This window comes from Aquabacterium sp., from assembly GCF_035476535.1.
Lineage (GTDB): Bacteria > Pseudomonadota > Gammaproteobacteria > Burkholderiales > Burkholderiaceae_C > Pseudaquabacterium.
On record NZ_DATILJ010000181.1, the window covers coordinates 1 to 13,992 of the forward strand.

The following is a 13,992-nucleotide window of genomic DNA, read 5'->3' on the forward strand; positions in this document are numbered from 1 at the left end:
CACCTGCTCCAGCGTGCGTACCTGCGCCTCGTTCATGTCGATCACCATCGATTCGATGATCGATACCCCGCGCTTGCTGACCCTGGTGGGCCGCACGGCCCACCAGCCTCTCGCCCTCTCCAGGCTCATTCCTCGTTGGAAAAGACTTGATCTTGCCCTTCGCCTTCGCGCGGCGTATCGTCGACAGGCGGCGACGCTGCCTGGCGCCGCAGCCGGGCGCCGTGGTCGCCGCAAGCTGTCGAAGGGGTCGCACCATGGACCTTTGTCTCATCTGGGCTCAGGACAGAGCTGGTGCCGTCTGCCGCCAGCATGCCATTCCTTGGCATCTGCCCGAGGACATGAGTCACTTTCGCGAGACCACCATGGGGTGCCCGGTCATCATGGGACGGCGTACCTGGCAGGCCATCGGTGGTCGGGCGCTGCCAGGACGGCAGAACATCGTGCTGGTGCGCGAGAACGATGCGTTCGATCTTGCCGGCGCCGTGCGCTCCAGCAGCATCGGCGACGCGATCATGATGGCCGGATCCAGCAGGCCGGCAAAGGCCTTCGTCATCGGCGGTGCCGACCTGCACGCACGCACGATGCCGGTGGCCCAGCGCATCTACCTCACCGAGGTGGACATCGACGTGGAAGGCGCTGATGAGTTCGCGCCGGAGGTTCCGCTCACGCAATGGAAGCGCCACCTCGAAACCGAATTGACGGCGTCGCGGTCCGGTCTGCGTTACCGCTTCGTCGAGTACCGCCGCTCCGGCCGGCATTGATCCGGATCGACTCGGAACGGACCCTCGACAGACCCTGTTCTGCAGATCCCGGCTCACCCTTCTGGTGAAAGGTACTGGGCCGGCACGCCGCGCAGTTACGTGCCTGCCCGCAGCGCATCGACCAGCCGCGCGGCCGGACCCGGCAGCAGGCCTTGCCGGCGGCGGAATGCGGTCAGCCGGCGGCTGCCGACCACGCCGCGCAAGGGCAATGCCTTGATCTGGCCGGCGCTGCGCTCGGCATCCCAGATCGGCTCGGCCATCCAGCCCAGGAAGCCGGCGCGCATGATCAGGCTCTTCAGCACCGTGATCGAGCGCGTCTCGACGGCAATCTCCGGCGGCGCCAGCCCCTGCGCGCGGAAGACCTGCTGCAGGTGCTCGAACGGCCCGGTGCCGCGCGGCGGCATCGCCCAGCGCTGGTCCAGCGTGTCGGCCAGCTGCAGCCGGCGCTTGCGCTGCAGCGGATGCGCCGGCGCGGCGACGACGTAGCTCATGTCTTCCCAGTGGCAATCGGCGATGCCGACGATCTCGTCGCCGTCGGGCTTTTCGACGTCCAGCGCCAGGTCGATCTCGTGGCGCACCAGCGCATCGGCCAGGCGGTCCCACACGCCTTCGAGCACCTGCACCTGCAGCTGCGGCCACTGCTGCAGCACGCGGCCGATGGCCAGTGGCAGCGCCAGGCTGGCGACGCTGCCGATGGCGCCGACGCGGATGGTGCCCTTGGCCAGCCCGCGCATCGCGCGGATTTCTTCTTCGGCATGGGCGGTCTCGCGCTGCAGCAGCCGGGCATGCGGCAGCAGTGCGTGGCCGATGGCGCTGAGCGCCATGCCTTTGGAATAACGATCGAACAGGGCGGCCCCGAGCTGGCCTTCGAGCCGCTTGATCGTGCGGCTGAGCGCCGGCTGCGTGATGTGCAGCGCCTCGGCCGCGCGGCCCAGGCTGCCGTGGTCGACGATGGCCAAGAAGGCGTTGAGCTGGCGCGGATCCAAAGTCATGCCGGATGGTTAACCCTTTGGCGTGAAAAAGCAATTCCACGGCAAGGGCTGGCTGCCGATACTCGGGGTCCCGGGAAACCAGGACCGACACCGCGATGACTGACCCGATGGCCACCACCATGACCGTGCGCGATGCGGTGATCGCGCTGATGCGCCGCTTCGGCATGACGCAGGTCTTCGGCAACCCGGGCTCGACCGAGCTGCCGCTGTTCCGCAACTTCCCGGCCGACTTCCGCTACGTGCTGGGGCTGCAGGAGGCCGTGGCGGTGGGCATGGCCGACGGTTACGCGCAGGCCACGCGCAACGCGGCCTTCGTGAACCTGCACTCGGCCGCGGGTGTCGGCAATGCGATGGGCAACATCTTCACCGCGTTCAAGAACCGCACGCCGCTGGTCATCACCGCCGGCCAGCAGGCGCGCGCCATCCTGCCCTTCGAGCCCTTCCTGTATTCGGCGCAGGCCACCGAGCTGCCCAAGCCCTACGTGAAATGGAGCGTCGAGCCGGCGCGGGCCGAAGACGTGCCGCTGGCCATCGCGCGGGCCTACTACACGGCGATGCAGGAGCCGCGCGGCCCGGTGCTGGTGTCGATCCCGGCCGATGACTGGGACCGCCTGGCCCCGCTGCCGGCCGAACGGCTGGTCAGCAGCGAGTCCCGGCCCGAGCCGGCGGTGCTGGGACGCATCGGCGACTTGCTCGACGGTGCGGCGCGGCCGGCGTTCGTCGTCGGCGCCGCGGTGGACCGCGGCGGCGCCTGGGACGCGGTGGTGCAGCTGGCCGAGCGCCACAACGCGCGCGTGTTCGCCGCGCCGATGTCCGGCCGCTGCAGTTTCCCGGAAGACCACCGGCTGTTCGCCGGCTTCCTGCCGGCACTGCGTGAGCGCATCGTGCAACTGCTGAGCGGCCACGATGTGGTGTTCGCCATCGGCGCACCGGCCTTCACCTATCACGTGGAAGGCGCGGGTCCGCACCTGCCGGCCGGCGCGCAACTGTGTCAGCTGATCGACGACCCGGTGCCGGCGGCCTGGGCGCCCGAGGGCATCTCGGCGGTGGCCAACATCCGGCTCGGTCTGCTGGACTTGCTGGCGCGGCCGGCACCGGCGCCGCGCGTGCAGCCGCCGGTGCGCGAGCCGGCTCCGCGCATCGAAGCGCCGCCAAGCGGCGAGCGCCTGTCGGTGGCCTACGTGCTGCAGACGCTGGCCGGCCTGCGTGATGTGGCCGACATCGTCGTCGAAGAAGCGCCCAGCGCGCGCCCGGTGATGCAGCGCCACCTGCCCATCACCTGCAGCGAAACCTTCTACACCATGTGCAGCGGCGGCCTGGGCTGGAGCCTGCCGGCGGCGGTGGGCGTGGCGCTGGCCAAGCCCGGGGAGAAGGTCATCGTGCTGATCGGCGACGGCTCCAGCCTGTATTCGATCCAGGCGCTGTGGACTGCCGCGCAGCTGAAGTTGCCGATCACCTTCATCGTGCTGAACAACCGGCGTTATGCCGCGCTGCAGGAGTTTGCGCCGGTGTTCGGCTTTGCGCCGGGTGATCCGGTGCAGGGCACCGACCTGCACGGCATCGATTTTGTCGGGCTGGCGAAGTCGCTGGGCTGCGACGGCGTGCGCATCGGTGATGCCGCCGCGCTGCAGGACGCGCTGGCCACGGCGCTGCGCTCGCCCCGGCCGGTGCTGGTGGAGATCGACGTGGCGTGAGACACCCTGGAGTGCAGCAGTGAGCCCAGGGTGCAAGATCACACAACGACAGCAGGAGACACGAGATGCGCAACAACACATGCCGGCGCTGGGCGCAAGCAGCCGCGCTGGCGCTGCTGGCCAGCCTGGCCTGCAGCGGCACCGCCTGGGCCCAGGCCTGGCCGAGTAAGCCGGTGAAGGTGGTGGTGAACTTCCCGCCGGGCGGCGCGGCCGACCAGATTGCGCGCGCCGTCGCGGCGCCGCTGCAGGAGGCGCTGGGCCAGCCGGTGGTGGTGGAAAACCGCGGCGGCTCCGGCGGCAACCTGGGTGGCGACGCGGTGGCGAAGTCAGCGCCCGATGGCTACACGCTGCTGATGAGTTCGGGTGGCATGGTCTCGGTGAACCCGCACATCTACCCCAAGATGAGCTTCAACCCGGCCAAGGATCTCGTGCCGGTGGCCGCGGCGGCACGCGTGCTCGTGTTCCTGGTGGTCAAGCCGGAGTACCCGGCGCGCGACATCCGGGCCTTCCTGGCCGACCTGAAAGCCCAGCCCGGCAAGCGCAGCTTCGGCTCGCCGGGCAACGGCAGTTCGCCGCACCTGGCCGCCGAGATGATGAAGTCGCAGGCCCAGGTGTTTGCGGTGCACGTGCCCTACCGCGGCGCGGCGCCGGCCTTGACGGACCTGCTGGCTGGCCAGATCGATTTCCTGTTCGACCCCGGCATCGCCATCCCGCAGGTCAAGGCCGGCAAGCTGCGCATGCTGGCCGTCGGCAGCCTGAAACGCTCTCCGTTGTTCCCGGATGTGCCGACGCTCGACGAGGTCGGTCTGAAGGGCTTCGATGCTGACACGATCTTCGGCTTCTACGCGCCGGCCGGCACCCCCGCCGAGGTGATCGCCCGGCTGAACCAGGAGATCAACCGCATCCTCGGCAGCGCGGCGGTGAAGGAGCGCATCGCCGCACTCGGCGGTGAACCGGCGCCGATGACGCCGGCGCAGTTCCAGGCCAAGGCGATGGAAGACTCGCAGCGCTTCGGCGCCATCATCAAGGAGCGCCGCATCGTCGGGGATTGACGCGTGCGGGCCCCGACTGCGGCCCGGATCAGCCCTGGCGCGCCGGGTCGTGGCGCTGCAGCCAGCCGAAGAACTCCTGGTACCAGAGCTGGCTGTTGCGCGGCTTCACGACCCAGTGGTTCTCGTCCGGGAACCACAGCAGCCGCGCATCGACGCCCAGCGCCTTCAGCGTGTTGTAGTAGGCCAGGCCTTGCGCGTCGGGCACGCGGTAGTCCAGCGCGCCGTGGATCACCAGCGTCGGCGTCCTCATGGCCTTGGCAAAGGCATGCGGGCTTTGCGCATGGATCTTGGCCATGTCGTCCCAGTACCAGGCACCGAGTTCCTTCGAATGCCAGGACCAGGCATCGTCGGCGAACATCGCAGTCCAGTCGAAGCAGCCGGCATGGCAGACGTAGGCCGCGTAGCGCCCCGGTTTCACGTGGGCGTTCATCCACGCGACCATGAAGCCGCCATAGCTGCCGCCGGTGGCGAAGACGCGCTTCTTGTCGATGTAGCGCTTTTTCAGCAGCGCGTCGGTGGCGGCTTCGATGTCCTGCAGCTCCAGCTCTCCCCAGCGGTGGGTGATGCTGTCCTTGAAGGCATGACCGAAGCTCGATGAGCCGTGGTAGTTGACCGCCGCGACCACGTAGCCCTGGGCCGCGAAGACCGGGTTGTTCCAGCGGTAGTGCCAGTTGTCGCCGGCGGCGGTGTGCGGGCCGCCGTGGATCACCTGCAGCAGCGGGTACTTCTTCTTTGCGTCGAAGCCCGGTGGGTAGTACAGCCACACCTGCACCGGATCGCCCAGCGCGCCTTCGACCCAGATTTCCTCGTGGCGGCCGAGTTCGAGGCCGGCCATCACCGCATCGTTGAAGCGCTCGATGCGCCGCGGTGCCTGGCCGGGCAGGTGGGCCGTGGCACGCGCCGGGTGCTCGGCCGCATCGGCCACGCTGACCAGCGTGCCGGCGGCCTTGTCGAAGGCTTGCACCCAGCCGCCGGACACCACCACCTCGGGCCGGCGGTCGGGCAGGTCGAAGCGCCAGAGATGGCGCTGGCCTTTCTGCTCGGTGGCGAAGAGCAGCGCCTGGCCGTCTTCTTCCCACAGCAGCGGCGCGTGCACCTCGTGGTCCCACTCGGCGCTGACCACCTCGTGACCCTGCCCGCGCTCCCACACCGCCAGCTGCGTGGGCATGGTGTGCTTGCGGCCCTGGTGGCTGGCGATGAAGGCGATGCGCGAACCATCGGGGCTGTAGCGCGGCGCGCAGAAGTCCCATTCGGCATCGATCACGATGGTGTTGATGCGGCCCGAGCGCAGATCGACCTCGGCCAATGCGCAACGGCCGTCGGTGCGCTTCTCGGGCGCGGGGTCGTAGGCGAACACCACGCGCCGGCCATCGGGCGAGACATCGAAGGCACCGGCATCGGGCTCGCCGCGCGACAGCTCGTACGGCGTGCCTTCGAACAGGTCTCGCGGCTTGCCTGTGGCGATGTCCATCAGGTGCAGGTGGGGCACGCGGCCCAGCGGCACGAAGTGGTCCCAGTAGCGGTACAGCGCCTCGCTGGTGGCGTAGCCGGTCTCCTTGCGCGCCTTGTGGTCCTTCAGCGCCGCGGCCTGGGCCTTGGCGCCCTTGAGCTCGGGCCAGACCCAGGAGATGAAGACGATGCGCTGGCCGTCCGGGCACCACTTGAAGGCCTCGACGCCGGTGGCCACTTCGCCGACGCGTTGCGCCTCGCCGCCATCGGGCGGGATCACGTAGAACTGCGCTTCTTCGTCCTTGTGGCCTTGCTGCTCGCGGCGCGCGATGAAGCCGATGCGCTCACCGCGCGGCGCATAGCGCGGCTGGCCGTCCTTGTCGCCGCACTGCGTCAGCTGCCGCGGCGCGCCGCCGAGCGTGGACAGCAGCCACAGCGAGCTGGCCGCCTTGTTGTCGGCCATGGCATACCGGCTGACCGCTACCACCGCATGCGCACCATCGGGCGACAGGCTGGGCGTGCCCAGCCGCTCCATCTTCCACAGCGCATCGACGGTGATCGGCTTCTTGCGGGCCATGCTGTCTCCGGTGTTGGAACCCGCTCAGCGCGGGCGGCTGAGCTGGAAATCGAGGTGCGTGCGCACGGTCGGCCATTCATCCGCGGTGATGCTGTAGACCACGGTGTCGCGCAGCGTGCCATTGGCCGCGCGCTGGTGGTTGCGCAGGATGCCATCCTGCTGCGCGCCCAGGCGCTCGATGGCGCGGCGGCTCTGCTGGTTGAAGCGGTGCGTGCGGAACTCCACCGCGATGCACTGCAGCGCCTCGAAGGCATGGCTGAGCATCAGGCGCTTGCACTGCGTGTTCAGCGGCGTGCGCTGCGCGCTGGCGCCATACCAGGTGGAGCCGATCTCGACGCGCTGGTGCACCGCGTCGATGTTCATGAAGGTGCTCATGCCGACGATGCGATCGGCGGCATCGAACACCGTGAACGGCAGCATCGAACCGGCCGCCTGCAGGCCGAGGCGGCGCTCGATCTCGGTGAGCATGCGCTCGGGCGCCGGGATCGCGGTGTACCAGAGCTGCCACATGTCGCCATCGCGCGCGGCAGCGGCCAGGCCATCGGCATGCACGAGGGAGAGCGGTTCGAGCCGCGCGAACTCGCCGCGCAGCGTGAGGGGCTCGACGATGCGGGGCAGGGCCATGTGCTCAGTCCTTGCGTCAGCGTTGGCGCCGGCGGTGGCGTCAGCGCTTGGTGTTGCGGCCGGCGCGCCAGCGCATCGCCGCCCATTTGCCGGCGCCGCAGCCCAGCGCGATGAGCACCACGCCGACCATCGCGCGGGCATCCCAGCCGGCTGAAGCAAACACATCGAAGCCGAGCAGCCTGCCCAGCTGCCAGCCGGCCAGCGCGCCGAGCACAAAGCCGGCGGCGTCGCTCAGGCCTTCGATCAGCGCTTCACGCGGGTCTTGCGCCATCGTTGCTGCGTGCGCCGATTCAGCGGTTGTGCTTTTGCATGAAGACGAGCTTCTCGAACAGCGTCACGTCCTGCTCGTTCTTCAGCAGTGCGCCGACCAGCGGCGGCACCGAGACCTTCTCGTCCTTGCTCTGCAGCACCTCGAGCGGAATGTCCTCGGCCACCAGCAGCTTCAACCAGTCCAGCAGCTCGGAGGTGGAGGGCTTCTTCTTCAGGCCGGGCAGGTTGCGCACGTCGTAGAAGGTCTTCATTGCCGCGCCCAGCAGCTCCTTCTTCAGCCCGGGGAAATGCACGTCGACGATGGATTGCATCGTCTGCGCATCGGGGAACTTGATGTAGTGGAAGAAGCAGCGGCGCAGGAAGGCGTCCGGCAGTTCCTTCTCGTTGTTGGAGGTGATGAAGACGATGGGCCGGTGCCGGGCCTTCACCAGCTCGCGGGTTTCGTAGACATAGAACTCCATGCGGTCGAGTTCACGCAGCAGGTCGTTCGGGAATTCGATGTCGGCCTTGTCGATCTCGTCGATCAGCAGCACCACCTGGTGGTCGGCATTGAAGGCCTGCCACAGCACACCCTTGACGATGTAGTTGTGGATGTCCTTGACGCGCTCGGAGCCTTCGACATCGGCCAGCTGGCTGTCGCGCAGGCGGCTCACCGCGTCGTATTCATACAGGCCTTGCTGCGCCTTGGTGGTGCTCTTGATGTGCCACTGCAGCAGCGGCATGTTCAGCGCCGCCGCCACTTCCTCGGCCAGCATGGTCTTGCCGGTGCCGGGCTCGCCCTTGACCAGCAGCGGCCGCTTCAGCGTGATGGCAGCGTTGACGGCCAGCATCAGGTCCTGCGTGGCGACGTAGTTGTCTGAACCTTGGAATTTCATGGGAAAGATCGGTCGGTGGGCGGGTGCGAACCAGTATAAGTGCGGGCCCTATAATTCCCGGCTGCCCTGCGGTGCAGGCCGCTCCCTCGACAACCGACATCCGCGACACGATGAAAAAAGCGCTCCTGACCCTGATCGCCCTTGCGGGTGCCGGCACCTTCTCCACGCTGTCCCAGGCCCAGGATGCCAAGACCGGCGACGCCGCACGCGGCAAGGGCAAGGCGCAGATGTGCATCGGCTGTCACAGCATCGTCGGCTACCAGGCCAGCTTCCCCGAGGTCTACAAGGTGCCGAAGATCGCGGGCCAGGGCGCCAAGTACATCGTCACCTCGCTCCAGGCCTACCAGAAGGGCGAGCGCAGGCACCCGTCGATGCGTGCCATCGCCGGCTCGCTGACCGATGAAGACATGGCCGACCTGGCCGCCTTCTACGAGCAGCAGGGCAAGGCCGAAGGCACCGCCGCGCCGGAGCAGCTGGCCACGCCGCTGCCCGATGCGCTGAAGGACCGGCTGCTGGCCTGCACCGCCTGCCACGGCCCGAACTTCAGCAAGCCCATCGACACCGCCTACCCGCGCCTGGCCGGCCAGCATGCCGACTACCTGTATGCCACGCTGCGCGCCTACACGATCGACGGCAACCCGCATGTCGGCCGCGCGAACGCGGTGATGCGCAGCCAGGTGCTGCAGGAGTCCGAGGGCAAGAAGAAGCCCACCTTCTCCAACACCGAGTTGAAGCAGGTGGCGGCTTATCTGTCCAAGCTGCCCGGCGACCTGAAGACGGTGCCCGAGCCGCGCCTGCACAAGCAGCACTGAGCGCACGCCGAGGCTCCGCCTGCCCACCCACCGCTGGATGACCCAGCGGTTTTTTTTTGGGCGCGCGCCGCATGGGCGCAGTGATTCAAGCGCCCGGCCAGAGGTTGTCCAGCGTCGCATCGAGGTTGGCGCTGCCGACCAGCTGCACCAGATCGACCACCACGCCCTGCAGTACCGCGATGTCCTGCGGGGCATAGGCGCTGCCCGCGCCGTCGCGGTCGACGCTGACGATGCTGTCGTTGCCCGACTCGCGCAGCTGGATCCAGGCGGCGAGCGAACCAGCGCTGTAGCCGATCAGCAGGGCCGACACGTCCAGCACGTCGTTGCCGAGGCCGGTCTGGAAGTCGACGATCTGGTCCACGCTGGCGGCGTCGCCGACGAAGGCGAAGCGGTCGCTGCCGGCGCCGCCGGTCAGGATGTCGGCGCCGGCGCCGCCGACCAGCACATCGCTGCCGCTGCCGCCGGACAGCAGGTCATGGCCGGCGTCGCCCAGCAGCACATCGTCGCCCGACGAGCCGGTGAGGGCGTCGTTGAAGACCGAGCCCTTCACGCCTTCCATGTTCTTGTACGCATCGGTGCCCAGGCCGCTCTGGGCGCCCGTGCTCCAGTTGCCGCCGCCGTTGCTGCCCTGGCTGAGGATCAGCGAGACCGCTGCGCCGGCATCGCTGAAGTCGAGCAAGTCGATGCCGGCACCGCCGTCCAGCGTGTCATTGGCGGCGCCGCCGCGCAGAATGTCGTTGCCGTTGACGCCATGGAGGGTGTCGGTGCCGCCATTGCCGATCAGCGTGTCGTCGGCCGTCGAACCGGTGAGCGTGTCGTTGCCCAAGCCGCCGATCACGCCTTCCATGTTCCGGTACTGGTCGGTGCCCAAGCTGCTGGGGAGCGCTCCGGTGCTGTGGTAGGCGCCGCCGGCCGCCGTGCCCTGGTTCAGCGTCAGCGTGATCGCGCCGGTGGCATCGCTCAGATCGAGCAGGTCGATGCCGCCTTCGCCGTCGAGCGTGTCGTTGTCCCTGCCGCCCCGCAGCGTGTCGGCGCCATTGCCGCCTTTCAAGGTGTCGCTGCCGTCGCCGCCGATCAGCACGTCGCCCGGCGCAACGCCGGTGAGCGTGTCGCCGCCGTTCTTGGCATCGATGTAGGACGCCTGATAGCTCAGGCCGCTGAGGTCCACGATGTTCCCGCTGCCCGTCACCGGCTTCAGCGTGACGGTCACCGTGCCGGTCGTGATGCCACCGGCGCCGTCGTCGAGCGTGTAGCTGAAGCTGCCGTCCGCGTTGCTGACGGTGATGCCGATGCTGCCGTTCGCATTGAGCGTTACCGACGGCAGGTTGCTGGTCGAGACGGCCGTGATCGCGAGCGCCTTGCCGTCGCTGTCGCTGTCGTTCGCCAGCAAGGCGGCCACGGAGATGACACCGCTGGTGCCGTCCGACATGATGATCACGTCGCTGGCGGCGACCGGTGCATCGTTGACCGCCATCACCGTGATCGCGACGGCATCGCTGTCGCTCAGCGCGCCGTCGGACGTGCTCATGCTCAGCGTGTCGTCGCCGTTGTAGTTGGCGGCGGGCACGTAGGTCGGCGCTGTCGCCAGTGCGGCATTGAGGGCGGCGAGCGTACCGCTGAGCGTCACGCTTGCGCTGCCGTTGCCGCTCAGCGTCACGCCGGCCAGGCTGCCGAAGCTCAGCGTTCCATGGGCCACGCTCAGCGTGGTGCTCAGCGTGCTGCTGCCCGCGTCGGCGTCGGCGATCGCCAGGCCGGTGAGGGTCTTGGAGCCGTCCTCGGCAACGGTCAGGGCCGCCGGCACGGTGTTCACCGGCGCGTCGATGACGTCGTTGACGGTCATCAGCACGACAGCGCTCGCCGTGGCGCCGTGCTCGTCGGTGATCGTGTAGCTGAAGCTGTCGCTGCCGGCGTAGTTCGCGGCCGGCGTGTAGGTGAAGCTGCCGTTGCCGTTGTAGACCACGCTGCCGTGCGCGCCCTGGCCGTGGGCGGTGATGCTGCCGGCACCCAGCACGCCGTCCACGTCGGCGTCGTTGGCAAGCACGTTGCCGGTGGTGATCGGCGTGTCCTCGTTGCCGCTGGCCGCATCGCCGCCGGCCGTGGGCGCATCGTTGGCGCCCTGGATCGTCAGGGCCACCGTGGTCACGGTGCCGTCCTCGCTGAGGACGGCAAAGCTGTCGGCCAGCGACTGCCCGACATGGAGCGCCTGCACGGCGGCGTTCAGGTCGTCGAGCGTGTAGGTCCATTGGCCGGCCGCGTCGATGGTGTAGCTGCCGTAGCCGGCGGCGCTGGCCGTGCCGGCTGCAAGCGCCTGGAAGGCGTTGTCCGGGTTGTCGACGTCGTCGGCGAGCAGCGCGCCGGTGGCGCTTGGTGAACCCGGGCTGCCGTTGTCGATGCCACCGGCCTCGGCGACCGTGCCGTTCAGCTTGCCGGTGATCAGCGCCGTGTCGTTGCGGCCGGCGATGCTGATCGTCACCTCCTTCGTCGTGCCGTCGACGGTGGTGACGGTGAAGGTGTCGGTCAGCGTGTCGGTGGTGTTGAGCGCCTGCACCGCGGGGCTGTCGTCGTCGAGCAGATAAGTCCATTGCCCACCGGCGCTGACGCCATAACGTCCGTAGCCGCTGGCCGTGAGCGTGCCGGCGGGCACCGGCTGGAAGCTGTCGTCGTCGTTGTCGACGTCGTCGGCGAAGAGCTCGCCCGTGGCGCCGGGTGTGCCCGCCGTGCCATTGGCCGCGCCGCCCGCTTCCACCACCGCAGCCGCCGCGCCGCCACTGATTGCCGCCGCGTCGTTGCGGCCTTCGATCGTCACCGTCACCTCTTGCGCCGTGCCGTCGGCGCTGAGCACCGTGAAGCTGTCCGACAGCGTGCTGCCGACGTTCAGCGCCTGCACGGCCGCATGCGCGTCATTCAGCGTGTAAGTCCACTTGCCGCCGGCGTCGACACCGTAGCTGCCGTAGCCCTGGCCGCTTGCGGCATCCGGGGCCACCGCCTGGAACACGTCGTCCGGATGGTCAAGGTCGTCGGCGTAGAGCTCGCCGCTGGCCGCTGTTCCCGCCGTGGCGTTGGCCGCGCCGCCGGCTTCCACCGCCGTGCCCGTGGTGTCGCCGCTGATCAGTGCCGTGTCGTTGCGGCCGGCGATGCTCACCGTGACGACCTGGGCCGTGCCGTCCACGCTGCTGACCGTGAAGGTGTCGTTCAGGCTCTGGCCGACAGTGAGCGCCTGCACCGATGGGTGGCTGTCGTCCAGCGTGTAGCGCCACTGGCCGTCCGCATCGACGCCATAGCGGCCGTAGCCGCTGGACGTGGTGGTGCCGGCGGCCACGGGATGGAAGGCGTCGTCGATGTTGTCGACATCCTCGGCCAGCAGGTCGCCGTTGGCCTGGGGGCTGCCCGCGCTGCCGTTGGCCAGGCCGCCGGCCTCGATCACGGCGCCCGAGGTGTCGCCGCTGATCGCCGCGGCATCGTTGCGGCCGTCGATGGTGATCGTCACCACCTGCGCCGTGCCGTCGACGCTGAGCACCGTGAACCAGTCGGTCAGCGTGTCGCCGACGTTGAGCGCCTGCACTGATGCATGCGCGTTGTTCAGTGCATAGCTCCATTGCCCGCCGGCGCTGAGGCCGTAGCTGCCGTAGCCCTGGCCGGTCGCCGCGCCGGCGCTCACGGCCTGGAAGGCATCGTCGGGGTTGTCGATGTCGTCCGCATACAGGTTGCCGTTCGCCGAGACGGTGCCGGCGCCGGCGCTGGCGCTGGCATTGGCCAGCCCGCCGGCCTCGAGCACGGCGACCGTGCTTTGCCCGGTGATCAGCGCGGCATCGTTGCGGCCGGCGATGCTGACCGTGACGAGCTGCGCCGTGCCGTCCGCGCTGTGGACGGTGAAGCTGTCGCTGAGGCTCTGACCGACGTTGAGTGCCTGCACGGCCGCGTGGCTGTCGTCGAGCGAGAAGGTCCATACCCCCGCCGCATCGACGCCGAAGCTGCCGTAGCCGTTGACCGTCGCGGCGCCGGCCGCCACGGCCTCGAAGGCGTCGTCCGGATTGTCGATGTCGTCGGCAGACAGGTCGCCGCTGGCAGTGGCCGTGCCGGCCATGCCATTGGCGACGCCACCGGCCTCGACCACCGCGCCCGAGGTGTCGCCGCTGATCGCCGCGGCATCGTTCTGGCCATCGATGGTGATGGTCACGGTCTGCGAGGTGCCGTCGATGCTCAGCACGGCGAAGCGGTCCACCAGCGCATCGCCGACGTTCAGCGCCTGCACCGCGGCGCGGGCATCGTCTAGCGTGAAGCTCCACTTGCCGGCAGCATCGACGCAGTAGCTGCCGTGGCCGTTGACGCTCGTCGCGCCTGCGGCGACGGCCTGGAAGCTGTCGTTCGGGTTGTCGACGTCGATGGCGTACAGGTTGCCGCCGGCCGTCGGCAGGCCGGCACTGCCGTTGGCCAGGCCGCCGGCCTCGATCACCGCGCCCTCGCTCTGTCCCGAGATCACTGCCGCGTCGTTGCGGCCGGTGATGCTCAGGCTCACCACGTGGGCCGTGCCGTCGACGCTGGCGACGACGAAGCTGTCGCCCAGGCTTTGCCCGACGTTCAGGGCCTGCACCGCCGCATGGCTGTTGTCCAGGGTGTAGGTCCAGACGCCGGCCGCGTCGATGCCGAAGCTGCCGTAGCCGTTGAGGGTCGCCGCACCGGCGGGCACGGGCGCGAAGGCGTCGTGCGCGTCGTCGACATCGTCGGCGAACAGGTCGCCGCCGGCCGTCAGCGTGCCGGTGACCGCGTTGGCGACGCCACCGGCCTCGACCACCGCGCCCACGCTGGTTCCGCTGATCAGCGCCGCGTCGTTGCGGCCGCCGATCGTGATCGTCACCAGCTTGCTGGTGCCGTCCTGGCTCTTGACC

Annotated in this window: 10 protein-coding genes; 4 read left to right on the plus strand and 6 right to left on the minus strand. The window is 69.1% G+C overall.

Features of this window, described 5'->3' with window-relative positions; translation table 11 throughout:
• The first annotated feature begins 146 nt into the window (after positions 1-146).
• A complete protein-coding gene (locus VLK61_RS18190; RefSeq protein ID WP_325423035.1) occupies positions 147-761 on the plus strand; it encodes a dihydrofolate reductase in 615 nt (204 codons plus the stop codon).
• 95 nt (positions 762-856) lie between these two features.
• Here VLK61_RS18190 and VLK61_RS18195 read toward each other — a convergent pair whose 3' ends face one another.
• Positions 857-1,753 carry a LysR family transcriptional regulator gene (locus tag VLK61_RS18195; RefSeq protein WP_325423036.1) on the minus strand — a complete coding sequence of 299 codons (897 nt, stop codon included), beginning with the start codon at positions 1,751-1,753 and terminating at the stop codon, positions 857-859.
• Positions 1,754-1,860: 107 nt separating this feature from the next.
• On the opposite strand from VLK61_RS18195, the gene mdlC reads away from it, so the two are divergent.
• The gene (mdlC, locus tag VLK61_RS18200) at positions 1,861-3,447 is read left to right on the plus strand and encodes a benzoylformate decarboxylase (RefSeq protein ID WP_325423037.1); all 1,587 of its coding nucleotides are present in this window, start codon (positions 1,861-1,863) and stop codon (positions 3,445-3,447) included.
• Between the two features lie 65 nt (positions 3,448-3,512).
• Positions 3,513-4,499 carry a Bug family tripartite tricarboxylate transporter substrate binding protein gene (locus VLK61_RS18205; protein WP_325423038.1) on the plus strand — a complete coding sequence of 329 codons (987 nt, stop codon included), beginning with the start codon at positions 3,513-3,515 and terminating at the stop codon, positions 4,497-4,499.
• Between the two features lie 28 nt (positions 4,500-4,527).
• Here VLK61_RS18205 and VLK61_RS18210 read toward each other — a convergent pair whose 3' ends face one another.
• From VLK61_RS18210 to VLK61_RS18225, 4 genes are read right to left on the minus strand one after another with little or no spacing between them, the layout of a single operon-like run.
• Entirely contained in the window at positions 4,528-6,525 is a 1,998-nt protein-coding gene (locus VLK61_RS18210) for a S9 family peptidase (protein WP_325423039.1), read from the minus strand.
• Between the two features lie 24 nt (positions 6,526-6,549).
• Positions 6,550-7,149, minus strand: a complete 600-nt coding sequence (locus VLK61_RS18215) for a GNAT family N-acetyltransferase (protein WP_325423040.1) — start codon at positions 7,147-7,149, stop codon at positions 6,550-6,552.
• Between the two features lie 40 nt (positions 7,150-7,189).
• Entirely contained in the window at positions 7,190-7,420 is a 231-nt protein-coding gene (locus VLK61_RS18220; protein ID WP_325423041.1) for a hypothetical protein, read from the minus strand.
• Between the two features lie 19 nt (positions 7,421-7,439).
• The gene (locus tag VLK61_RS18225; RefSeq protein ID WP_325423042.1) at positions 7,440-8,294 is read right to left on the minus strand and encodes an AAA family ATPase; all 855 of its coding nucleotides are present in this window, start codon (positions 8,292-8,294) and stop codon (positions 7,440-7,442) included.
• Between the two features lie 110 nt (positions 8,295-8,404).
• Between VLK61_RS18225 and VLK61_RS18230 the strand changes: the two genes are divergently transcribed.
• The gene (locus VLK61_RS18230; protein ID WP_325423043.1) at positions 8,405-9,106 is read left to right on the plus strand and encodes a c-type cytochrome; all 702 of its coding nucleotides are present in this window, start codon (positions 8,405-8,407) and stop codon (positions 9,104-9,106) included.
• A gap of 85 nt (positions 9,107-9,191) precedes the next feature.
• Here the strand turns inward: VLK61_RS18230 and VLK61_RS18235 are convergent.
• Positions 9,192-13,992: beta strand repeat-containing protein (locus VLK61_RS18235; RefSeq protein WP_325423044.1), on the minus strand; the 4,801-nt coding region annotated here is incomplete at its 5' end.

Bases quoted from the DNA above. Each gene is read 5' to 3' on its own strand.
- VLK61_RS18210 (WP_325423039.1), bottom strand. From the start codon at position 6,525: ATGGCCCGCAAGAAGCCGATCACCGTCGATGCGCTGTGGAAGATGGAG.
- VLK61_RS18205 (WP_325423038.1), top strand. From the start codon at position 3,513: ATGCGCAACAACACATGCCGGCGCTGGGCGCAAGCAGCCGCGCTGGCG.
- VLK61_RS18230 (WP_325423043.1), top strand. From the start codon at position 8,405: ATGAAAAAAGCGCTCCTGACCCTGATCGCCCTTGCGGGTGCCGGCACC.
- VLK61_RS18215 (WP_325423040.1), bottom strand. From the start codon at position 7,149: ATGGCCCTGCCCCGCATCGTCGAGCCCCTCACGCTGCGCGGCGAGTTC.
- VLK61_RS18195 (WP_325423036.1), bottom strand. From the start codon at position 1,753: ATGACTTTGGATCCGCGCCAGCTCAACGCCTTCTTGGCCATCGTCGAC.
- mdlC (WP_325423037.1), top strand. From the start codon at position 1,861: ATGGCCACCACCATGACCGTGCGCGATGCGGTGATCGCGCTGATGCGC.
- VLK61_RS18220 (WP_325423041.1), bottom strand. From the start codon at position 7,420: ATGGCGCAAGACCCGCGTGAAGCGCTGATCGAAGGCCTGAGCGACGCC.
- VLK61_RS18225 (WP_325423042.1), bottom strand. From the start codon at position 8,294: ATGAAATTCCAAGGTTCAGACAACTACGTCGCCACGCAGGACCTGATG.